Raw genomic sequence first — 21,784 nt, 5'->3', positions numbered from 1 at the left:
CCTACAGCTGCGCCTCTGCCGAGCCCGCGCCCCCGAGGGCGAGGCTGCGCGGCTCGGGGATCCCCCGGGCATCACTCAACCGGCCGATGCCCACCGCACAACGGGCGATCACCCAGGCCGCCCAGGCGGCGATGATCAGATAGCCGATGATGTTGGCGGCCAGGACGAGACCCAGGGCGAGCACCGGCAGGCCGAGCCAGAAGGTGCGCAGCTGGAAGGTGTAGTGGCTCCGAAGCCATTCCGGGGCCCGTCGCCGGGCCCAGTAGGCGATGGCCACACCGACGGGCACGGTCACCACCATAAACATGCCCAGCAGGTAGAGCAGGTAGACCGCCATGGGCAGGGTCCGCCCGGAGCGTTCATCGCTGGGGTATGTGGAAGCCTGCATCTGCGCCTCCTGCTGCGGTGGCCGGCCTCACCGGCGAATGTAGGAGCCTGCCCCGCAGGCGAACCTTCCCGCGCGCGGCGCGCGCTACGAGCCGCTGGCCCGGTGTCCCTCTTCCGGTTCCGGCAAGGTGATATTGAGCTCAAGGACATCGCAGTTGCCCTCGTGCTCCACCTCCATGCGCACGGCGTCGTCGCTGACCTGCACGTACTTGCGGATCACTGCGAGCAGCTCCTCCTGGAGCTGAGGCAGGTAGTCCGGTCCGCCCCGGGCACCACGCTCGCGGGCGACGATGATCTGCAACCGCTCCTTGGCCACGGAGGCCGAGCGCTTCTTCTCCGAGCGGAAATAGTCCAGGAAGCCCATCATCAACCTCCGAAGATCCGCCCGAACAGGCCCTTCTTCTCGCTGAGGAACCGATGCTCGCGGTCCTCACCGAGGAACCGCGCCACCGCGTCCTCGTAGGCCTGGCCGGCATCGGTGCGATCCTCGAGGATCACCGGCACGCCGGCGTTCGAGGCATTGAGCACCGCGGTGGATTCCGGGATCACCCCCAGCAGGTCGATGGCGAGGATCTCGCGGACGTCCTCGACGCTGAGCATCTCCCCCTTGCCCACCCGCGAGGGCGCGTAACGGGTGATCAGCAGGTGCTCGCGCACCGGCTCGGCGCCCTGCTCGGCGCGTCGGGTCTTGCTCGCCAGCAGTCCGAGCACCCGATCGGAATCCCGTACCGAGGACACCTCCGGATTGGTGACCACCAGGGCGTCGTCGGCGAAGTACATGGCGAGGTTGGCGCCCCGCTCGATACCCGCCGGCGAGTCGCAGACGATATAGTCGAACTGCTCGCCGAGCTCGGCGAGGACCTTGTCCACCCCCTCCTGGGTAAGGGCGTCCTTGTCCCGCGTCTGGGAGGCCGGGAGGATATAGAGGTTCTCCACGCGCTTGTCGCGGATCAGTGCCTGGTTGAGATTGGCCTCGCCGTTGATGACGTTGACGAAGTCGTAGACTACACGCCGCTCACAACCCATGATCAGGTCGAGGTTGCGCAGCCCGACGTCGAAGTCCACCACCACGGTCTTGTTACCGTGGCGGGCGAGGCCGGCGGCAAATGCGGCGCTGGTCGTGGTCTTGCCCACGCCCCCCTTGCCGGATGTCACCACGAGTATCCTTGCCACGCTGAAACCTCCTGATCCTGTTGTGTGATTGCCGCGCCCGCCGGTCACGCGGCCCCGGTCAACGGCTCGATGTGCAGTGTCTCACCCTCGAGGCGCACCTGAACACTGTGGCCACGCCGGTCGTCGTCGATATCCTCGCTGACCCGGTAGCAGCCGGCGATGGCCAACAACTCCGCGTCCAGCTGCTGGCAGAAGATCCGTGCCCCCGCGTCGCCCTGCACGCCGGCCAGGGCCCGACCGCGCAGGTGGCCGTAGACGTGGATATTGCCGTCGGCGAGCACCTCGGCACCGGGGCTTACCGCCGCGAGCACGACCAGGTCGCCGCCGCGGGCATAGATCTGCTGGCCGGAACGCACCGGCTGGGTGACCAGCCGGGTCGCCACGGGCTCGGGCTCGGCACGGGCCTTCGGCGGCTCCGCGTCCACCTCCCGGGTCCCGCTCCCCGGTTGACGCATCACCCCCAATCCAGCGGCCTGGGCGGCGGACTCCACCCGGGAGTCGCCGGCCATCACCGCCACCGGGGCAAGGCCGCCCTGCCAGAGGTGGTGGGCGAGCTCACTGAGCCAAACATCGTCGATCCCCGTCGCGGCCACGGGGGCGAGGTCCAGGATCACCGGCATGCCGTCGAAGAAGGCGGGGGCCTCGGCGATGCGCCCCTCGAGCTCGCTGAGGAAGCGCTCTAGATCCGCGTCGAGCAGACGCAGGATGGTCAGCGTGAGCATTCGGCCCTTGAGCTCAAAGGCCTGCGGGGTGGACGCGGAACTCGCCTGTGAGGTCATGCTGCTCCCAAAAGCATCGCGCCCCCGCGACGTGCCCCGGCCTTCCTCGCCGTGACCCGCCCGGGGACGCCGGTGTGAACTGCCGCCTTTATATCGTGCAGCCCCGGGGTGATCAATAGCCGTGTCCGGGCGCTGCGACGAGTGCCCCTGGCGACGGCGTCGCTACCCCCGGACGGCCCTGTCGCAGGCGCCCGACACACCGGCCGTACTGGTAGACTGCCGCGATGGCCGATTCCGCGAACGACAATGATAACCTACCCCGCCGCGTCGCCCTCCTCGCCCTGCTGTGGCTGACCGGGCTGTATCTGCGCATCCCGATCCTGGTGGCCCCACCGCTCGCCCCGCGCATTGGTGACGACCTGGGCCTCAGCCAAACCGCCATCGGGGCGCTCACCACCGTGCCGGTGCTGATGCTCGCCGTGGGCGCCCTGCCCGGATCGCTCGCCATCGCCCGGCTCGGTCCGCGGCGCACCCTCATCCTTGCCCTGGTGCTAGTGGCAGCGGCCTCGGCGGCCCGAGGGCTGGCGCCCCCGGTGGCCGTGCTGATGGCGGCCACCGCCGCCCTCGGCGTCGGCGTGGCGGTGATGCAGCCGGCCCTGCCCGCCCTGCTGCCGCTGTGGTGCCCGCGCTTCGTCGCGCTGGCCTCGGCGGTGTACATGAACGGCATGCTCATGGGGGAATTCGTCGGCGCCGGGCTCACGCTGCCGGTGATCATGCCGCTGACCGGCGAGAGCTGGCGGCTGACCCTGCTGGTCTGGGCGCTGCCGGCACTGGCCATCGCCGCCGCCCTCGCCCTGCCCCGGAGTGTGCGCGCCTCCGGCGGCGAGCGTCCGCGCTGGCAGCCGGACTGGCATGATGCCAACGTCTGGCGACTGGGGTTGCTGCTCGGTGCCTCGTCCATGGCGTTCTTCGGCACCAATGCCTACATGGGTAGCATCCTCAGTGCCCGGGGCGCCCTGGAGGCGCTGCCGATGACGCTGTTGTTGTTCAATGTCAGCCAGGTGGTGGCATCGGTGACCATGCTGTTCGTATCCGGCCGGCTGCTCGCCCGCCGCGGGCCGCTGTTCGCCAACACGCTGGCCACGGTCGTCGGCCTGGTGGCGTTCTCCCTCCTCGAGGGCTGGGCGGCGCTGGCCGGCGCGCTGGTGGTGGGCTTCGCCACGGCGGTACAGCTCATCCTGCTGGTGTCGCTACCGCCCTACATCGGTGCCTCGGCGGAGGCGGGACGGCTCTCTGCGGGGATGTTCACGCTGGGCTACGCCATGGCCTTCGCCGTACCGCTGCTCGGTGGCCTCGTCGCCGATGCCCTCAGCGGTGCGGTCTGGGCGATGCTACCTATCACCGTCTACGTGCTGGCCTCGATGGCGCTGATCCCAGCGCTACGGCTGGAGGGGTCCCGGGCATGACCGCCGTGGCCGTACTCGCCGGACTCGCGGTCATCGCGGTATTCATGGGGTTTGTCATGCACGGCAGGACCGTTTATTGCATCACCTTCGAGGCGGACGGACCGGTGGTGACCCGGGGCACACCGCCGGCCGGCTTCCTATCCGGCTGCCGCGACATCGCCCGACTCTACGGCATCACCGAGGGCCAGGTGCGCTGCGTGCGCACCGCCGCCGGTCATCGGCTGCGCTTCTCGCGCAACCTCCCGGAGCGGGCGCGGCAACCGCTGCGCAACGTCTGGGAGCCCCCGCCCCCCGGCGGTGGTGGCGGTGGCGCCCGGGCGCGGGGCTGATGGGCCGAGTCACTCCACCAGGGCCTGGTAGACCAGCACCCGGAGCTGCTGGCGCAAGGGGTAGCTCCAGGAGGGCATCAGCTGGGTGAGCAACAGGACGACGAGCTCCTCGGCCGGGTCCACCCAGAAGGCGGTGCTCGCCACCCCGCCCCAGCCGTATTCCCCCGCCGAACCCAGGATCTGTGCCCGCACCGGGTCCAGCATCACCGAGAAGCCGAGGCCGAAGCCGATGCCGTCGTAACGGGTCTCGCTGAACCGCGGCCGGCCCATCGCGGTGAGGTCGCCGGGGAGGTGGTTTCGGGTCATGTAGGCCGCGGTCTTGCGCCCGAGCAGGCGCACCCCCTCGAGCTCGCCGCCGCGACGCATCATCTCGCAGAAGCGCCAATAGTCCGGGGCCGTGGAGATCAGGCCACCGCCGCCGGAGAACAGGCGCACCGGCGCCCGGAAGGGGCTGTCCGCCGGCGTCTCCAGCAGCTCCAAACCGCCGTCCGCGGGCGCCGGCCCACTACCGTCCAATAAGCCGCTAGATCCCGGTGGCCCGTACAGCGCGGCGAACCGGTGCCGGCGCTCGTCGGGCACGGAAAAACCGGTGTCATGCATGCCCAGCGGCGCGAGCACCGAACGTTGCAGGCACACATCCAGGGGCTCGCCGGAGAGCACCTCCAGGAGCCGCCCCAGCACATCCGTGGCGACGCTGTAGCACCACCGCCGGCCGGGGTGATCCAGCAGCGGGAGCTCCCCGAGGCGCCGCACCATCTCCGCCAGGGTCCCCTCGCCGCGGACGAAGTCGACGCCGGCGCGGCGATAGAGCGCGCACACCGGGCTGTCGTCCATGAACCAGTAGGTCAGACCGGCGGTGTGGGTGAGCAGGTGGCGGATGGTGATGGGCTCGGCGGCCGGCTCCAGCCGCGGCGCATCGGCATCGCCACCGGTCATCACCTGCATGTCACCAAGCTCCGGCAGGTATCGCTCGATGGGATCATCGAGCTGGAAATCCCCCTGCTCGTAGCGCTGCAGTACAGCCACGGAGACCAGCGGCTTGGTCATGGAGAACACCCGGAACAGGGTGTCCGTGGTCACCGGCACCCCGGCCTCCCGGTCGCGCAACCCAACGCGCTCGAAGAAGGCCACCCGGCCGCGGCGGGCCACCAGGACGCTCGCCCCGGGCAGCCGTTGCCGTTCCACCTGCTCGTCCATCCAGGCCCGGAGTCGGGTCAGGCGGGTAGAGCTCAGGCCGACCGCCTCGGGTGTGCAGGGTGATTCCATGGCCGCTCCTTGCTGCCGATCAATGCGAATTCGGACAAAGGTCGCCGGTAGGGCGGATGGAGGCCGAAGGCCGGAATCCGCCGGGCAGCCCGGCGGGTTTCGCTACGCTCCACCCGCCCTACCGCAGGCGAACCTTTGCGCGCGGTGCGGGCTCCGCCGGGCGGGCCGGCGGGTTTCGCTACGCTCCAGCCGCCCAACCGTAGGCCCCATTCGCGCGCGGGGCGCGCTTCTACGCCCCTGTAGCAGGCGAACAGTTATCCGCCCGCCGACACGCTACACTATCGGCAAACGGCAATATAGCGAGACGGGACGATGCTCCGAGCCCTGTGGCAACGGCTCACCGGCGGTGGCGGGCAAGGCGGGGAGGACGGCGGCGACCCCCCCGTGGGCGGCGAGGAGACCTATCACGGTTATCTCATCCTCGCCATGCCGCGCCGGGAGGGGAATATCTACCGGGTCGCCGGCGAGATCCGCCGCTCCAGCGCCGACGGCAGCGAGGCGCGCTACACCTTCGTGCGGGTGGACACCGACGGCGACTACGACACCGTGGTCCAGCTCTCGCTACGCAAGGGCCGGCTGCTCGTCGACGAAAACGGCGACGCGCTATTCGACTGACCGCTACCCGAGCTCGATGCCGAGGCCCGCCGTCTCCACCCTTGCCATGGCATAACGGGCGATGGCGGTGTCCTGCACCCCCACACCGGTCAGATCGCAGACAGTGATGTCATCATCACCGCGACGACCACTCGCCCGGCCGTTGACCAGTGAGCCCAGCTCGGTGACCGGCTCGGAGGCGGGGATCACCCCGGCGGCGATGGCGTGCCGAAGCTCACCGCGGAGCTCGCACTGGGACTTCAAGTCGCAGGCGAGGACATCGGCGGCACCGAGAACCGCCGGCGCCAGCTCGTTCTTGTGGGCGGCATCCGAGCCCATGGCGGTGATATGCAGCCCGGGATGCAGCCACTCCGCGTCGATTACCGGCTCGGTGGCCGGGGTGGTGGTCACCACCAGGTCCGAGGCCCGCACCAGGCTCCGCGCGTCGGTCGCCACCTCCACCGGCACCTCCAGCTCGGTGCTCATCCGCTCGCCATACTCGGCGGCGGCCTCGGGGTTGCGGCCGTGGACCAGCACCCGCTCGAAGTCCCGCACCAGCGCCAGTGCGATCAGCTGCCAGCGGGCCTGGCTACCGGTGCCGATGACCCCCACCGTGGTGAGCGACTCCCGCGCCAGGTGTTTGGCCGCCAGCGCCCCCGCCAGCGCGGTGCGCACGGTGGTGAGATAGCCCTCGTCGAGCAGCAAGGCCCGGGGGCGACCGGTATCCGAGTCCAGCACGGCCATCAGTCCGCTGCCGCTAGACAACCCCCGTGCGGGATTGTCGAAGAAGCGGGTGGAAAGCTTGACGGCGAAGCTGTCCCAGCCGGAGACGTAGGCCGCCTTGACGTCGGCGGCGCCGTTTTTTTCCGGGATCTCCAGACCAAGGATGGGCGGGATGGTGACCTCGCCGCGACCGAGACGGGCGAACCCGTCCTCGACGACGGACAAGGCCTCGGTATTCACATCCACGCAGTCCAGTAATTCCGCGCGGGTAACCACGGTGACCATCGGCAGTCTCTCCCTGTTGATCGTTTGTCCGGATCGTTACCCTTCCGCCAATTCCTGGTAAAGCGCCGTCAGCGACGACGACGGCGCGGCATCGAGCTCCCGGCGGAAGCAGCGTTCCAGCTCCCTGAAGGTGCGCCGCACCCCGGCAACGCTGCCCAGCGCCGCCTCGCTGCGCAGGGCGCCGGCCCAGAGCGGCTCGCTCAAGGGGGCATGCATCAGGGCGTTGCGATAGTGCCCGGCGGCCGCCTCCGGCTCCTGATCCTCGAGGATGCCACCGAGGCGCACCGCCAGGCGCTCGTAGGTCCGTTCCAGGCCTACCTGCCAGGGCTCCGCGTCCATCGGGTCCACACCGGGTAGTTCGGGCACGCCCTGGTAGAGCGCCAGCGCGGCGGCCAGCTGTTCCGGATCGTCCCCGGCCTCCGCGCTCGCCGCCTGGAAACTCCAGGCATCTACCCACACCCGGTCGGCGTCCAATCGAATCCGCCCCCCCTCGCTGACCACCGCCGCCGGGTCAGCGAGGATACGATCGCGCAGGCGGTGCAGGGTCACGTACAGGCTGTTCAGCGCCTTGGTGCGGCCGGATTCCGGCCACAGGGCCGTGGCCAGTTCCTCCTGGCCAAGGCCCCGGGGTCCGGCCAGCACCAGATGCGCCAGCAGGGCCCGGGGCAGTGGCCGGCCACGGCCGCCCTCGCCGCGGCCCTCGCCGTCCACGCTCACGCGGAATCCCCCGAACACGCGGATCTCACAACGCCAGGGCCAGTAGCGGCGCAACCAGGCCTCCCGAGGCGGGGCGAGCCCGCGGAGGTGGATGAGCCAGCGGGCATATTCCGGGGTGATGTCGCGGCTCAGGGCCAGGGCGCAGAGCACAGAGAGCTCCCGGGAGCGGATCATTACCGGGAAGAACATCCGCTGGCGCTCCCCGGCCGCGAAGGCCCGGCGCAGGTAGGGCAGTGCCCGCTCCGGGCGGCGGCCGTGCAGTGCCATCCGCGCCAGCGCCAGGTACAGGAAGACCTGGAGGAAATCGCTGTCGAAACCGGCGCCGATCCGGCGCGCCCGCGCCGCGAGCCGCAGCGCCTCCGGCATCCGGCCGGCCTCGGCGAGCAGGCCGGCATAGAGGGCGTGGAAACCCGCGGAGATCACCACCGAGCCATGGCTCTCGCCCACAGTGACGCTCTCCCGGGCGTGCTCGCAGGCCTCGTGGACCCGGCCCTGCAGCCACGCCTGGCCGGCGTGGAAATGGGCCTGGAAGGTGTCGTAGAAGGGGCGGTTGGCCTTGCAGTCGGTACGGGTGAACCAGGCCATCCAGTCGGCCAACGCGACGTCGTCGTTGAAGCACAGGGCGCAGTGCAGCGGAGGTACCGCGCAGTCCCAGGTACCGATGCCGTAATCGCGGATCAGGGCCCGACCCTCGGCGGCCTCGGCGAGGCACTGCTCCCGGTCGCCCTCGAAGAGCAGCGCACACAGCGCCGTGAAGGTACGCCAGAGGCAGCGCGCCAGTGGCGAGGCCCGCTCCACCGCCCCCGTCTGCCCTGCCATCACTGTGAGCACCCGGTTGGCCCCGGCGCGGCGGCCGAACTGCCAGGTGTTGAGATAGAGCAGCTGGCAGGCGAGCATCACCCGCTCGTTGTCCGGCATGGGTCCGGAGAGCGCGCTCAGGGCCTCCCGCTCCCAGCGCGCCAGGGACGGATCCTGAGGCCGGCCGTAGCAGAGGGCGGCGACGATGCCGCGCAACACGGTCAGCCACAGGGGTGCCGGGAGGTGGGCGCGGAACTCCCCCTCGAAGCGCAGGAACTCGTCGATCCAGGGCTCGTACTCGGACACATGGGCCCACTCCAGCCAGATGCTGTCGACGATGCCGCTCCAAGCAATGGCCATGTGGGCGTAGTCCCGCTCGGCGCTCACCGACTCCCAGGCCGTCGCGAGCAAGGCCCGGGCCTGGCGGGTGTCCTGGAGCATCAGGCACATCCCCTCCCAGAGGGTGAGCACGGGATCGCCACGGCGGCGCCCCTCCGGCACCAACATGAGCCAGTTGAACAGGGTATCCCCCCGCCCGCTCTGCAGCAGCGTTCCGGCCACTTGCCGTATCGACGCCGCCAGGGCCTCCTGCTCACCCGCCTCGCGGAACAGCCGCACCGCCTCGCTCCAGTACCCCCGCTGCCACAGGGCCCGCCCCCAGCGGGCGGCGGCCTGTTGCCGGGCCTCGAGGCCGTAGCGTTCCCCAGCCTCGCGGCAGAGGAACTCCCGGAACAGATCATGGAAACGGCACAGCCGCTCACCGGCGGCGTCGGTACCGGTAAAGACAAAGGCGTGCTCGCGCTGGAGGCGGGCGAGCCGCTCCCCGGCATCGGCGACCCCGGTGACTTCGGCGGCGGCATCCGGTGGGAACTGGGCGGGCATGGCACAGTCGCGCAGGAGGACCCGATCATCGGCGTCGAGGGGTGCGAGGATCTCATGGACGAACCAGTCCGCGACCGGGCGATCGGCCTGCTCCGGTGCCGGCAGGGAACCGGTGCGACGATGGTGCTCGAGCAGCAGCATCATCCCCACCGGCCAGCCGCCGGTGGTGGCGTGCAGCCTGCCGGCCTCCTCCTGGCCCACGCCCTCCGCGGCCAGCAGGCTTTCCGTCTCGGCGAGATCGAAGGCGAGCATGCCCTCATCGACCGCCCGCAGCCGGCCCTGCCCGCGCAGGCGGGACCACGCTCCGGGGGGCTCGTGGCGGCTCGCGATGATCAGCCGGAGCCCGGCGCCCGTCGCCCCGGCGAGGGTGACCAGGACCGGGTGGATGGGATGCTCCGGGTGCAGCCGATGGAGGTCGTCGAGGAACAACACCGTGCCCTCGGGCGCCAGTCGCACCAGCTCCTCGGCGAACTGCCGGGCGAATACCGCCGGGCTGGCGGCATACTCGGGATTGAGCACCGGCAGCGAGGCCGCCTCCTCCCCCAAAACCCGCAGCGCGCCCTCGCGCAACCGATAGAAGAGATCGCCCACGGTGAGGCCCGCGTCACCCACCGTGAGATGGAGCAGCGGCAAACCGCGTTCGGCGGCGTAGGACGTGGCCAGCGTGGTCTTACCATAGCCACCGGCCGCAACCAGCCATAGCGTACGCCCAGGCAAGGCCGCATCGAACTCCGCGAACAGGCGCGGGCGGGCGATGGCGGTGGACATGGGTGGGGCTCCCTCCGATGTGCTGTTCTTCGAACCCTCCGGTTATTCCCCTCCACAGTCTAGTGGTTCCACCGCCGCGAGGACATGCTGCTAGCCGGTCGAGAGTGGCGACTGCGTCGCACGCCCAGTATGCTCGCCGGGCGTGACGGACGCGGGAGAAGGAGTGAACCACATTGGTCAGTGATGCGGAGACCCGGGCGCTGTGGCGGTTCGGGATGCCGGCGTTGTTCGTGCTGTTGTGGAGCACCGGCTTCATCGGCGCGCGTCTCGGCCTGCCCCACGCCGAGCCCTTCACCTTTCTCGCCGTGCGCATGGTCATCGCCAGCGCCCTGCTCGCCGCGGTGGCGCTGGCCACCGGGGCGCCATGGCCGGCCTCCCGGGCCGGCGTGGGTCATGTCACCGTCGCCGGCCTGCTCGTCCATGGCGGCTATCTCGGCGGCGTGTTCTGGGCCATCGAGCACGGGCTGGCCGCCGGCGTGACCGCCATCATCGTCTCCCTCCAGCCCCTGCTCACCGCCGCCCTCGCGGGGGTGATCCTGGGCGAGCGCGTCACCACCCGGCAGTGGACCGGCTTGCTCATGGGCTTCGCCGGTGTCGCCCTGGTGATCTCCAGCCGTCTGGAGGGCGGTACCGCCACGGCAGTGAACCTGGGCGGGGCACTGCTGGCGCTGGTGGCCATCACCCTGGGCACCCTGTACCAGAAGCGCTTTTGCCCGGCCACGGACCTGCGCACCGGCGGGGCCATCCAGTTCGCCGCCTGCGCCCTCGCCCTCGGTGCGCTGGCCTTCGCCATCGAGACCCGGGAGATCGCCTGGACCGGGGAGTTCGTGTTCGCCTTGGGCTGGCTGGTCCTGGTGCTCTCGGTGGGGGCCGTTGGGTTGTTGTTCGCGTTGATCCGCCGGGGCGCGGCCGCCAAGGTGGCCAGCCTGTTCTACCTGGCCCCGCCGTTTACCGTCATCCTCGGCTATCTACTGTTCGACGAGACCCTGGCACCCCGGGCACTGGTGGGCCTGGCCGTCGTGGTCACGGGCGTCGCCCTGGTAAACATGCGTCAAGGCTGAGCCGGGGCCGGGGCTTGTACCCTGTGCACGGATTGGATGCCGGCGCGGAGGAACGAATATGGATACATCCGGATTCCGGCGGCTGCTGCGGCTGGGATGGGTGGTTGCAGGGCTTGCAGTGGGTGCGGCACTGCTCGCCCTTGCGGTCATCCGCGGCGAGCAGCCCGAACGCACGGAGGCCGGGATCGAGGCGCCGGCCCTACGCTTCATAGAGGCGCAATCGCTGCCTTTGCAGATCGAGGCCCGCGGCCGCGGCGTCTCACGGCCCGCGGAGCGCTGGCGTGCCACCGCCAGTGTCGCCGGCCGCGTGGTGGAGCGCCACCCGGAGCTGGAGAGCGGCAGCATCCTCACCGAGGGGACCCTGCTGCTGCGGCTCGATCCCACCCGCTATCGCCTGGCCGAGGCCGAGGCGCAGGCGGATCTGGCCCGCCTGGCCGCTGAGCTCCGCCAGCTCGAGCGCGAAGAGACCAACACCCGGGAGTTAGTGGCGCTGGAGCGGGAGCGCCTGGCGCTCGCCGAAAAGGAGCTCGAGCGCATCGAACGGCTCGCCGAGCGGGGTTCCATCTCCCGCTCCCAGCGCGACGAGCAGCGCCGGGCCACCATCGCCCAGCGCCAGTCGGTCACCAGCCTCGAAAACGAGCTGGCCCTCATCCCGGCCCGTCGCAACCGCCTGGAGGCGGAGCAGGAACGGGCCGAAGCGCGCCGCGAGCAGGCCCGTGAGGACCTGGAGGATACGCGCTTCCGGGCGCCCTACGACCTGCGGATGAGCGAGGTCCAAGTGGAGCTCCATGATCGGGTGCGCGCCGGGGAATTGCTCTTCGAGGCGGACAGCGTCGCGGCCACCGAGGTGGAGGCCCATATCCCCCTGCCCATGCTGCGCCGACTCGTCGGTGCCGTGATCACACCGGTGTCGCCACCGGCGCCCACGGACATCCTGGAACGCCTGGATCTGGGGCGGGTCACCGCGGAGCTGACCCTGGTCGCGGCCGAGGATGTGCACTGGACCGGGCGGGTGACCCGGATCGCCAGCGGCCCCGACCCCACGACCCGCGCCATGCGGGTGGTGGTGACGGTGGACGACCCCTACCGGGAGGCGTCACCCCCGGAGCGCCCGGCCCTGCAGCCGGGGATGTACGTCCAGGCCCGACTGCGGACCCCCTCGCCGGAGCCCCGGCTGATCGTGCCCGCCGGCGCCGTCCACGACGGCGAGGTCTACCTGGTCACCGAGGACCAGCGACTGCAGCGCCGTCCCGTGCGGGTGGCCTTTCAGCAGAACGACCTGGCCATCATCAGCGACGGGCTCGAAGCCGGGGAGCGGGTCATCATCGACGACCCCGTCCCGGCGGTGGACGGCATGGCAGTGCGGCCCCGGCGTGACCAAGAGGCGGAAACGGCCCTGCGGGAGCGGGCGGCGGGGTCGCAGCGATGATCCGCTACTTCGCCGGACACCCCACCGCCGCCAATCTGCTGCTGGTGATCATCATCGCGGCGGGCCTGTTCGCCGCGCCCTCCCTCAAGCGGGAGACCTTCCCGGACTACCGCCCGGTGGAGGTCAGTATAGAGGTGGTCTACCGCGGCGCCACCGCAGCGGACGTCGAGGACGAGGTCTGCCGGCGCCTGCACGACGCCGTGAAGATCGTCGAGCACCTCGACGAGCTCAGCTGCACCGCCCAGGACAATCGTGCCAGCGCGGTGGCGACCATGGCGGAGGGGGGTAATCCCCTGCGCTTCGTCAACGACATCGACACCGAAGTGGGCGCGATCACCGATCTGCCGGAGCGCGCCGAGGAACCGGTGGTCCGCGAGCTCCATCGCAGCGACCTGGTGGCCGCGGTGGCGGTCACCGGCGCCATGCCTACCGGCCAACTCGAGGACTACGCCCACAGCCTGGAGGAGCGGATCATCGCCCTGCCGGGCGTCGCGGAGGTCTCCGTCCAGGGGCTCTCCCAGCGCCAGTGGCAGGTGGAGGTCCCCCGCGAGGTGCTCGGCCAGCACGGGCTCTCGGCGCGGGAGCTGGCACGGCGGGTGGCGGGACAGAACGTGGACCTGCCCCTGGGGACCCTCGAGACCCGGGACCGGGACATCCAGTTGCGCTTTACCGATCAACGCCGCTCGCGCGCCGAGCTGGAAGGCCTGGTGGTGGTCTCCGACCCCGACGGCGGCGAGCTCACCCTCGGCGACCTCGCCACCATCCGCCAGGCCGGCGAGTTCGAGGAGGACTACATCCGCTTCGACGGCGAGCGGGCGATGGTCCTGGAGGTGAGCAAGAGCCTGGCCGCAGACTCGCTACGGGTGAAGGATCGCCTGGAGACGCTGGTCGCCGAGGAGCGCCGGCGCTTCGGCGACGGGGTGCGCTTCACCGTCACCCAGGACATGACCAGCATCGTCCGCGACCGCCTGCAGATGCTGGTGGAAAACGGCGTCCTCGGCTTGATCCTGGTGGTCGCCGTCATGAGCCTGTTCTTCCGTCCGCGGCTCGCCCTATGGGCGGTGCTCGGGCTACCGGCCGCCTTCATGGGGGCCTTCTTCGTGATGGCGATGACCGGGCTGTCGCTGAACATGATCACCCTGGTGGCGCTGCTGATGTCCATCGGTATCGTCATGGACGACGCGGTGGTGATCGTCGACAACATCGCCGTTCACGCCGGCGAGCAGCCCACCGCAGTAGCGGCGGTCACCGAGGGCACCCGCCAGGTGCTGCCCGGCGTGGTGTCCTCATTCCTGACCACCACGGTGGTCTTCGGGCCCCTGGCCTTTCTGGTCGGGGAGCTGGGGGCCGTGCTCGAGGTGCTGCCGATCGTCCTGATCGCCGCGCTGGCCGCCAGCCTCATCGAGGCCTTCTGGGTGCTGCCCCACCACTTGAAGGCCGGCGTCCCCGGCCTGCGTGAAGGCCGGGGGAGTCGCTTCCGCCGGGGCTTCGATCGGGGTTTCGAACGCTTTCGCGAGGGGATCGGGCGGGTCGCGGATGCCGCCATCCGCTGGCGCCATGCCACCCTGGCCCTGCTATTGGCGGTGATCCTCGGCTCGGTCGGCCTGCTCGCGGGCGGCCACATCGGCAGCGAGGCGATGCCGGACATCGAGGGCGACGTGCTGGAGGCCCGCATCCTCATGCCCCAGGGCACGCCCCTGCACCGCACCGAGGCGGTGGTGGAACGCGCCGAGGCGGCGATGGGACGGCTCGAGGAACGCTATGCGCCGCAACAGCCCGGCGAGGCGGCCCTGGTGGAATCCGTTCAGAGCCGCTTCAACCACAACCCCAGCGCGGGAGAGACGGGCCCTCACGTGGCCACGGTGATGGTGGACCTGCTCACCGCGGAGCGCCGCACGGTCGGTCTCGACGAGCTGACCGCCGAGTGGCGCGCAGAGATCGGTGCCATCCCCGGCATCCACAGCCTGACCATCCAGGAACCCGGCTTCGGGCCCGCCGGGGTGCCCATCGAGATGCGCCTCCAGGGCGAGGACCTGGATGCCCTCAAGGGCGCCGCGGTGGAGGCCGCGGAGCACCTCCGCGGTTACGCGGCCACCTATAACGTGATGGATGACCTGCGCCCCGGAAAGCCCCAGCGGAGCCTGTCACTGGCACCGGGGGCGCACAGCCTGGGGCTGACCGCCGAGGAGGTCGCCACGCAGTTACGCGCCGCCTGGCTCGGCGAGATTGCCGATACCCAGCGCATCGGCGACCGCGACGTGGAGGTCGTGGTCCGCGAGCCCGCCGCCGATCGTGACAGCCTCGACGATCTCGCCGATCAGACGATCGCGCTGCCGAACGGCGACCGGGTCCCCCTCGGCGAGGTCGCGGAGATTCGCGAGGCGCGGGACTGGGCCCAGATCAGGCGTATCGACGGCCGTCGCACCGTCACCGTGGAGGCCAACGTGGACGCGCGCCGCAGCAGCGGCCAGGAGATCGTGACCGACCTGCAATCCAGTGGCTGGCTGGCCGCCTTTCGCGAGCGCCATCCCGGCGTGGACATCCGCTTCGAGGGCCAGACCGCCCGTTCGGCGGAGACCGGCGGCTCCATCGCCCGGGGCCTGCTGATCGGCCTGGTGGGGGTGTTCGTGATCCTGTCCTTTCAGTTCCGCAGCTACGCGGAGCCGTTCATCGTCATGCTCGCGATCCCCCTCGCCTTCCTCGGCGCCGTCTGGGGGCATGTGCTGATGGGCTTCTATCTGTCGATGCCATCGCTGATCGGTGCCGCGGGGCTGGCCGGTATTGTGGTCAACGACTCCATCCTCCTGGTGCTGTTCATCAAGGCACACCGGCAGCGCGGGCGTAGCGCCGTAGAGGCGGCCGCGCGGGCCAGTCGGGACCGTTTGCGCGCCATCCTGATCACCTCCTCGACCACCATCGCCGGCCTGCTGCCGCTGATGTTCGAGACCAGCACCCAGGCCCTGGCCATCCAGCCCCTGGTGATCGCCGTGGTCTTCGGCCTGCTCACCACCACCGTGCTGGTCCTGTTGGTGCTGCCCGCGCTCTACGTCCTGTTCGATGATTGGGGCTGGACCCGCGGTGGCAACGAGGAAGCGAAGGCGTGAGACCGCGCGCGGTGGCGCCGGGCTGGAAAACCGGGGAGACCACCCGCACTGTGGGGATCTTGGGATCACGCCGACACCGACCAACAGGACAAGGAACCATGAAGCACAAGGCAAGGCTTGCCATCATCGGCGCCGGCACCGCTGGCCTCACCGCGCTGAAAGAGGCCCAGCGCCACACCGACGACGTCGTGCTGATCAACGACGGCCCCTACGGCACCACCTGCGCCCGGGTGGGCTGCATGCCGTCGAAGGCGCTGCTGGCCGCTGCCCACGGCTTCGCCGGCCGGCGTTTCCTGGCCGAGGCGGGCGTGGAGGGCACGGAGGCGCTGTCCGTGGACCTCCCGGCGGTGATGGAGCGGGTCCGCGAGCTCCGCGACCGGTTCATCGCCGGCCCCATCCAGCTCGCCAAGTCCCTGGGCGATCGCAGCATCCGTGGCCGCCCCCGCTTCCTGGACGGCAACACCCTGGAGGTGGGCGATAAGCGCATCGAGGCCGACGCGGTGATCATCGCCACCGGCAGCCGGCCGGTGATCCCCGGCCCCTGGCAGGCCCTGGGCGATCGCGTGATCAGCACCGATGACTTCTTCGAGCAACGCGACCTGGGCCGTCGGGTGGCGGTGGTGGGGCTCGGCGCCATCGGCGCCGAGCTCGGCCAGGCCCTTGGGCAACTGGGGCTCGACGTGCGCGGCTTCAGCCGCGCCCCCTTCGTCGCCGGGCTTTCGGACCCGGCGGTGAACGAGGCCATGCTGGCCGCCCTGTCCCGCTCCATGCAGGTGAAAACCGGCGTGGACGTGGAATTGGAGGACGCCGGCGGCGAGGCCGTTCAGGTGCATGCCGGCGGGGAGACGCACGAGGTGGACTGGGTCCTGGCCTCCGTGGGCCGGCGGCCCAACCTGGAAGGCCTCGGCCTGGAGGAGCTCGGGGTCACCACCGACGAGCGCGGCGTCCCGGACTTCGACCCCAGGACACTGCGCCTCGGCGACCTGCCCGTCTATATCGCCGGGGACGTCAATGCCGCCCAGCCGCTGATGCACGAGGCCGCCGACGAGGGGCGCATCGCCGCCTACCACGCCCTGAACCCCGATGCGGAGTGCATCGGCCGGCGGGCACCGCTCGCCATCGTCTTCGGCGAGCCCAACGCCGCCCGGGTGGGGCTGGGCTACGCCCAGCTGCCGGAAGGGGGCTTCGTCGCCGGCGACGCCGATTTCTCCCGCCAGGCCCGTGCCCTCATGGCGGGGCGCAACGCCGGCCACCTGCGGGTCTATGCCAGCAAGGAGGACGGCCGACTGCTCGGCGCGGAGATGGCCATCCCCGACGGCGAGCACATCGCCCACATGCTCGCCTGGGCGGTGCAGCAGCGGCTTACCGTCGACGAAATCCTGCAGATGCCCTTCTATCACCCCGTGGTCGAGGAAGGCGTGCGCAGCGCCCTGCAGGCGGTACGCAAGCAGCTGGCGGTCAGCCGGCCCGCACTCGACCTGCCATTGTGCGAGTCCCCGGCGGCCTGGGCCCTGGGCGGCGAGGACTGAGCCCTCAGGCGAGGAGCTCCGTGGTATAGCGGTATACGCGCATGCCGGGGTCGAAGAACCCCGGCGGCAGACCGGCCTTGCGCTTGAGGGTCTCCCAGAAGGCCGCCGGCTCCGGGAGCTGCTCCCAGACCGTGGGCAGGAAGGTGGCCGAGCGCCCTACCGCCTCCAGCACGACGCCGTCCTCGCCGGGGCGCAGGCGCGCGAGCAACTCCGCCTCGTCACGGAATTCGATGGGCTCCGCCGGCCCCAGCACCTCGATCTTCAGCGACAACCCCGGGCGCTCCTGCTCGGTCAGCGGCGGAAAGCGCGGATCCCGGAAGGCGGCGGCGAAGGCGTTGGCAGCCACTTCCTCGGCCAGCCGCCGGCGCGGCTCCAGGCTGCCGATGCAGCCGCGCAGCTCGCCGGCGTGGAACAGGGTCACGAACGCGGAGCGCTCCCGCTGCAGGGCCTCCGGCACGGTCTCCCCATCCGGCAACCGGGGGAGCCCGTAGGACAGCCCGTGGTCGATGCTCGCCTCCGCCAGGGTGAACAGTGCGTCCCGATGGGCGGCAAGGCTTGCGTTGCCGCTACCACTCATGCCGCCTCCTCCACGGTAAAGGCCCCATAACCCACCACCCGGTCCGGGGGCGCCCCGGCGTCGGCGGAGTTACGCAAGGCCACGGTATGCACCCGGCCACCGTGGCGACGGGCCACCCAGAGCAGGCCGCGGATGGCATCCCGGCCGCAGGCGCTGTCATAGTCCAGGGCGTCCACGTCCAGCGCCTCCACGGCCTGCGCCGTCGTCCGGTCCAGCCGCCGGGCGGTGGTGTCATCATGGAAGTGGGAAAGGTCGGAGCTGATCACCACCAGGGTCTCCGGGCCGCCCCAGAGGGCCTCGAGCACCGCCCCGGTCTGCTCCGGGGTGGTCCCCCCGGTGACCAGCGGCACAATGCGCAAATCGCCCAACGCCCGCTGCAGGAACGGCAACTGGGTTTCCAGGCTGTGCTCCCGGGCATGGGCGGCATCCAGGGTGTGCACCCCCGGCTGCGCCAGGGCCACGGCCATGGCCTCCGAATCCACAGGCACGGCGCCCAACGGCGTGCGGAAGCGCTCGGCGGCCGGCGCCGCGATGCCGTCGAAGGGGACGAAATGGGACGGCCCCATCAGCACCACCCGCCGGATCTCGTCGGCCACGGGTTTCAGCCGGGCATAGAGCAAGGCGGCGACGGTGCCGGAGTACATGAACCCCGCATGGGGGCTGATGATCGCCTTGGGCGCAGCGCCGTCGGCGACCGGGGCCTGCGCCAGTAGGGTATCCACCTCGCGGCCCAGGGATTCCGCGTCACCGGAATAGAAGGCGCCGGCGACGGCGGCGGGGCGTTCGGTTTCCATCATGGTCGTTCACCTCCTGTTACCAGCCCTATCCTCCCCCTTCATCCGACCGCGAGGCGAGGCACGGCGGTGCCGCCGGATGCACCGGAGCAGTTCCGAAATCTGCACCTGGCACGAGGCAGGAGGCGGACACGTCGGCACCGGAGTGTCGGCGGCCAGGGACGGGCGCCGTCAAGCGCACACGGATGTGCTTGCAGCGTCTCCAGTGCCGACGTGCCCGCCTCCTGCCTCCCCACCAAAAGCACTTCCCGATCTGCCCGCCTGCGATCACCTGGTAACGGAGATTGCGGCAGTCGAGCCCTGGTTCAACGGATTGAAAATGGAAAGCGTCGATCCCATTTGGATACGTTATGGAAGACCAGGACCTCATGAACGGCATGCCGGTGGATTACTGGCACCGACTCGACGACGGCCGCATCCAGTGCGACCTCTGCCCCCGCTTTTGCCGGCTCCGGGAGGGCCAGCGCGGGCTGTGTTTCGTGCGCGGGCGCGCCGGCGACCGGATGGTGCTCACCACCTACGGGCGCTCCTCGGGCTTCTGTGTCGATCCCATCGAGAAGAAGCCCCTCAATCACTTCCTCCCGGGCAGCGCCGTGTTGTCCTTTGGCACGGCCGGATGCAATCTCGCCTGCAAGTTCTGCCAGAACTGGGACATGAGCAAGTCCCGGGAGATGGACACCCTGGCGGAGTCCGCCTCGCCGGAGCTGGTGGCGGAGATGGCGGAACGGCTCGGTGCCCAGAGCATCGCCTTCACCTACAACGACCCCATCATCTTCCACGAGTACGCCGTGGACATCGCGAAGGCCTGCCACCGGCGGGGGATCCGCGCGGTGGCGGTCTCCAGCGGCTACGTCACCGCTGAGCCGCGGGCGGAGTTCTACGGCCATATGGACGCGGTGAATATCGACCTGAAGGCCTTCAGCGAGCGCTTCTACAAGCGCCTGACCGGCTCGGAGCTCGCCCCGGTGTTGGACACTATCCGCTACATCCACCACCACACCGACACCTGGATGGAGCTGACCACGCTGCTCATCCCCGGCGAGAACGACAGCGACGCCGAGATCGGCGCGATGGTGGAATGGGTCCTCGCTGAGCTGGGGCCGGCGGTGCCGCTGCACTTCACCGCCTTCCACCCGGACTTCCGCATGCGCGAGCACCCACCCACCCCGCCGGAGACCCTGAGGCGGGCGCGGCGCATCGCCATCGATACGGGGGTACGCTACGCCTATACCGGCAATGTCCACGACGAGGCCGGGCAGAGCACGTACTGCCACCACTGCGGGCAGCGACTGATCGGCCGGGACTGGTACCAGCTCTCGGAATGGAACCTGGATGCGGAAGGCCACTGCAGCGCCTGTGGGACGCCCTGTGCCGGGGTCTTCGAGGAGCGCCCGGGGCGCTGGGGCCCGCGTCGGCTGCCGCTGACCCCGCGGGCCTTCGCCGCCCCTTGAGCTTCAGGGGGTAGCGAATACGTCGCTGAGGTCCACCCGGCCACCGGGCGGCGTCGGGAGGACCACTGACTCAAGATCGGCCACCGATTCGCAGTCCTCTCCCCCGGCACGCCGGCGCAGGAGCTGCCCGCCCTCGAGGTCGACGAGCCACGCCTCGGGGATGCCATGGTCGGCGTACAGCGGGAGCTTGGTGTCCCTGTCATAGGCGACCGTGGTATCCGCCACCTCGATGACCAGGCATACCTCGGCTGGCCCGGGAAGGTGCTCCTTGTAGAAGTCGGCCCGGGGGGCCAGCACGGCGATGTCCGGCTGCGGCGCCGAATACTCCCCGAGCGCCAGCGGGCTCTGCACCCAGACCAAGCCCCGCTCGCCGAGGGTTCGGCGCAGCAACTCGCTGAACTGCGCCACAGTGCCCGCGTGGCGGCTACCGATCGGCGCCATGTCGATAATCTCTCCCTGTATCAGCTCGACACGATCGTCCCCGCCGAACACACCGGCTGCGGCCATGCGGTGCAGCTCACCGACGGTATAGCGATGCCGTCGCGGCAATTCCCTTGCAACGTCGGACACGGCGCCCTCCGGGATAGTGGCGTTAGCCCCTATCATAGCCGTGACGGAACACCGTCGCCAAAGGGCTGATCACCGCGTTGACGCGGCGCAGCAGAGATGGCGTATGCTTTGAACCGGCATCGGTGCCCGCCATCCCGGAAGGAGCCCCAGCGAATGAAGACGCGCTACGTCCTGCCCCTCCTCGCAGTGCTGCTGCTCGCCGGCGCCGCCGGCGGTTACTACTACTGGCAGCTGCAAGGCGACGAGCTGCCAGCGGGTATCGCCGCCGGCAACGGCCGCATCGAGGCGGAGCGCATCGACATCGCCACCAAGTACCCGGGGCGGCTCGCGGAGGTCACCGTCGACGAGGGGGACCGGGTGGGGGCGGACCAAGTGGTGGCCCGGCTGGACGCCGAGGAGCTCGACGCGGAGATCCGCCAGGCCGAGGCCTCGCTGCGGCAGGCCGAACAACAGGCCCGGGAGGCGCAGGCGGTAATCGCCTCACGCCGCGCGGAGCTCACCCTGGCAGAGCGGGAACTGGCCCGGGTGCGCACCCTCAACGAGCGCGGCCACGCCTCCGAGGAGCAGCTCGACCAGCGCATCGCCGCCCGGGACAACGCCCGCGCCGCGCTCAATGCCGCCGAGGCGGCGGCGGCCACCCGCCGGGACGGCATCGAGGCGGCCCGCTCCGCGCTGGAGCGGCTGCGCGCCCGGCGCGAGGAATACACCCTGCACGCCCCCGCCGCGGGCCGTATCCAATACCGCCTGGCCCAGCCCGGCGAGGTCCTCGCCGGCGGTTCCCGGGTGCTGACCATGCTGGACCTGGAGGATGTCCACATGGCGATCTTCCTGCCGACCCGGGCGGCGGGCCGGCTGGAGATCGGCGGCGAGGCACGCATCGTCCTGGATGCCGCCCCGGAGTATGTCATCCCTGCCCGGGTGAGCTTCGTCGCCTCGGAGGCGCAGTTCACCCCGAAGCACGTGGAGACCCGGGAGGAGCGGGACAAGCTCATGTTCCGGGTCAAGCTCCAGCTGCCGCCGGAGCTGCTCCAGCGCTATTCGCCACTGGTGAAGACCGGCCTGCCCGGCATGGGCTACGTCCGCACCGCCGGGGAGGCGGAGTGGCCGGAAAGGCTCGAGCCACGGCTGCCGGAACCGACACAGCAGCAATGATGGCGTCGGC

General features: G+C 70.5%; 19 protein-coding genes. 9 read left to right on the top strand and 10 right to left on the bottom strand.

Features of this window, described 5'->3' with window-relative positions; all coding sequences use genetic code 11:
* Nucleotide 1 precedes the first annotated feature (1 nt).
* The 4 genes from ACQ754_RS00290 to minC all read right to left on the bottom strand — a co-directional run bounded on the left by ACQ754_RS00290 (nt 2) and on the right by minC (nt 2,339).
* A complete protein-coding gene (locus ACQ754_RS00290) occupies nt 2–388 on the bottom strand; it encodes a DUF4870 family protein (protein ID WP_440994981.1) in 387 nt (128 codons plus the stop codon).
* A gap of 84 nt (nt 389–472) precedes the next feature.
* Entirely contained in the window at nt 473–751 is a 279-nt protein-coding gene (gene minE, locus ACQ754_RS00285) for a cell division topological specificity factor MinE (protein WP_440995649.1), read from the bottom strand.
* 2 nt (nt 752–753) lie between these two features.
* Nucleotides 754–1,560: a septum site-determining protein MinD gene (minD, locus tag ACQ754_RS00280; protein WP_440994980.1), complete on the bottom strand. Its 807-nt coding sequence runs from the start codon at nt 1,558–1,560 to the stop codon at nt 754–756.
* 44 nt (nt 1,561–1,604) lie between these two features.
* Complete coding sequence (gene minC / locus ACQ754_RS00275) at nt 1,605–2,339, bottom strand: septum site-determining protein MinC (protein WP_440994979.1); 735 nt, start codon at nt 2,337–2,339, stop codon at nt 1,605–1,607.
* Nucleotides 2,340–2,563: 224 nt separating this feature from the next.
* On the opposite strand from minC, the gene ACQ754_RS00270 reads away from it, so the two are divergent.
* A complete protein-coding gene (locus tag ACQ754_RS00270) occupies nt 2,564–3,745 on the top strand; it encodes an MFS transporter (protein WP_440994978.1) in 1,182 nt (393 codons plus the stop codon).
* Entirely contained in the window at nt 3,742–4,074 is a 333-nt protein-coding gene (locus ACQ754_RS00265) for a DUF3634 family protein (RefSeq protein WP_440994977.1), read from the top strand. Before ACQ754_RS00270 ends, ACQ754_RS00265 begins: the two co-directional genes overlap by 4 nt.
* Before the next feature lie 9 nt (nt 4,075–4,083).
* Here ACQ754_RS00265 and ACQ754_RS00260 read toward each other — a convergent pair whose 3' ends face one another.
* Entirely contained in the window at nt 4,084–5,340 is a 1,257-nt protein-coding gene (locus ACQ754_RS00260) for a serine hydrolase domain-containing protein (RefSeq protein ID WP_440994976.1), read from the bottom strand.
* 312 nt (nt 5,341–5,652) lie between these two features.
* Between ACQ754_RS00260 and ACQ754_RS00255 the strand changes: the two genes are divergently transcribed.
* Nucleotides 5,653–5,955 carry an HlyU family transcriptional regulator gene (locus tag ACQ754_RS00255; protein WP_440994975.1) on the top strand — a complete coding sequence of 101 codons (303 nt, stop codon included), beginning with the start codon at nt 5,653–5,655 and terminating at the stop codon, nt 5,953–5,955.
* 3 nt (nt 5,956–5,958) lie between these two features.
* Here ACQ754_RS00255 and ACQ754_RS00250 read toward each other — a convergent pair whose 3' ends face one another.
* Together ACQ754_RS00250 and ACQ754_RS00245 are read right to left on the bottom strand one after the other, a co-directional pair.
* Entirely contained in the window at nt 5,959–6,942 is a 984-nt protein-coding gene (locus ACQ754_RS00250; RefSeq protein ID WP_440994974.1) for a cyclodeaminase, read from the bottom strand.
* A 36-nt stretch (nt 6,943–6,978) separates the two neighbouring features.
* Nucleotides 6,979–10,107 carry a BTAD domain-containing putative transcriptional regulator gene (locus tag ACQ754_RS00245; protein WP_440994973.1) on the bottom strand — a complete coding sequence of 1,043 codons (3,129 nt, stop codon included), beginning with the start codon at nt 10,105–10,107 and terminating at the stop codon, nt 6,979–6,981.
* A gap of 173 nt (nt 10,108–10,280) precedes the next feature.
* Here ACQ754_RS00245 and ACQ754_RS00240 point away from each other — a divergent pair, with 173 nt between their 5' ends.
* From ACQ754_RS00240 to ACQ754_RS00225, 4 genes are all read left to right on the top strand, one after another.
* Entirely contained in the window at nt 10,281–11,168 is an 888-nt protein-coding gene (locus ACQ754_RS00240; RefSeq protein WP_440994972.1) for a DMT family transporter, read from the top strand.
* A 58-nt stretch (nt 11,169–11,226) separates the two neighbouring features.
* Nucleotides 11,227–12,597, top strand: coding sequence for an efflux RND transporter periplasmic adaptor subunit (locus ACQ754_RS00235; protein ID WP_440994971.1), 1,371 nt, complete (start codon nt 11,227–11,229; stop codon nt 12,595–12,597).
* On the top strand, nt 12,594–15,701 hold the full coding sequence (locus ACQ754_RS00230; RefSeq protein ID WP_440994970.1) for an efflux RND transporter permease subunit: 3,108 nt from the start codon (nt 12,594–12,596) through the stop codon (nt 15,699–15,701). The genes ACQ754_RS00235 and ACQ754_RS00230 overlap by 4 nt, the downstream gene beginning before the upstream one ends.
* Before the next feature lie 98 nt (nt 15,702–15,799).
* Nucleotides 15,800–17,230 carry a dihydrolipoyl dehydrogenase gene (locus ACQ754_RS00225; RefSeq protein ID WP_440994969.1) on the top strand — a complete coding sequence of 477 codons (1,431 nt, stop codon included), beginning with the start codon at nt 15,800–15,802 and terminating at the stop codon, nt 17,228–17,230.
* A gap of 4 nt (nt 17,231–17,234) precedes the next feature.
* Here the strand turns inward: ACQ754_RS00225 and amrA are convergent, their stop codons facing one another.
* On the bottom strand, nt 17,235–17,807 hold the full coding sequence (amrA, locus tag ACQ754_RS00220) for an AmmeMemoRadiSam system protein A (protein WP_440994968.1): 573 nt from the start codon (nt 17,805–17,807) through the stop codon (nt 17,235–17,237).
* The gene (gene amrB, locus ACQ754_RS00215) at nt 17,804–18,601 is read right to left on the bottom strand and encodes an AmmeMemoRadiSam system protein B (protein WP_440995648.1); all 798 of its coding nucleotides are present in this window, start codon (nt 18,599–18,601) and stop codon (nt 17,804–17,806) included. Before amrB ends, amrA begins: the two co-directional genes overlap by 4 nt.
* A 350-nt stretch (nt 18,602–18,951) precedes the next feature.
* On the opposite strand from amrB, the gene amrS reads away from it, so the two are divergent.
* On the top strand, nt 18,952–20,052 hold the full coding sequence (gene amrS, locus ACQ754_RS00210) for an AmmeMemoRadiSam system radical SAM enzyme (protein WP_440994967.1): 1,101 nt from the start codon (nt 18,952–18,954) through the stop codon (nt 20,050–20,052).
* A gap of 3 nt (nt 20,053–20,055) precedes the next feature.
* On the opposite strand, the gene ACQ754_RS00205 is transcribed toward amrS, so the two are convergent.
* Nucleotides 20,056–20,622 (bottom strand): Uma2 family endonuclease, encoded by a 567-nt coding sequence (locus ACQ754_RS00205; RefSeq protein ID WP_440994966.1) that lies wholly within the window; start codon nt 20,620–20,622, stop codon nt 20,056–20,058.
* Between the two features lie 153 nt (nt 20,623–20,775).
* Here ACQ754_RS00205 and ACQ754_RS00200 point away from each other — a divergent pair, with 153 nt between their 5' ends.
* Entirely contained in the window at nt 20,776–21,774 is a 999-nt protein-coding gene (locus ACQ754_RS00200; protein WP_440994965.1) for an HlyD family secretion protein, read from the top strand.
* The last annotated feature ends 10 nt before the right edge of the window (nt 21,775–21,784 follow it).

It is taken from the genome of Arhodomonas sp. SL1, from assembly GCF_052060015.1.
In the GTDB taxonomy this organism is placed as follows: domain Bacteria; phylum Pseudomonadota; class Gammaproteobacteria; order Nitrococcales; family Nitrococcaceae; genus Arhodomonas.
Note: the sequence above shows the minus strand (reverse complement) of the source record. Positions and strands in the feature narration are given on the sequence as shown.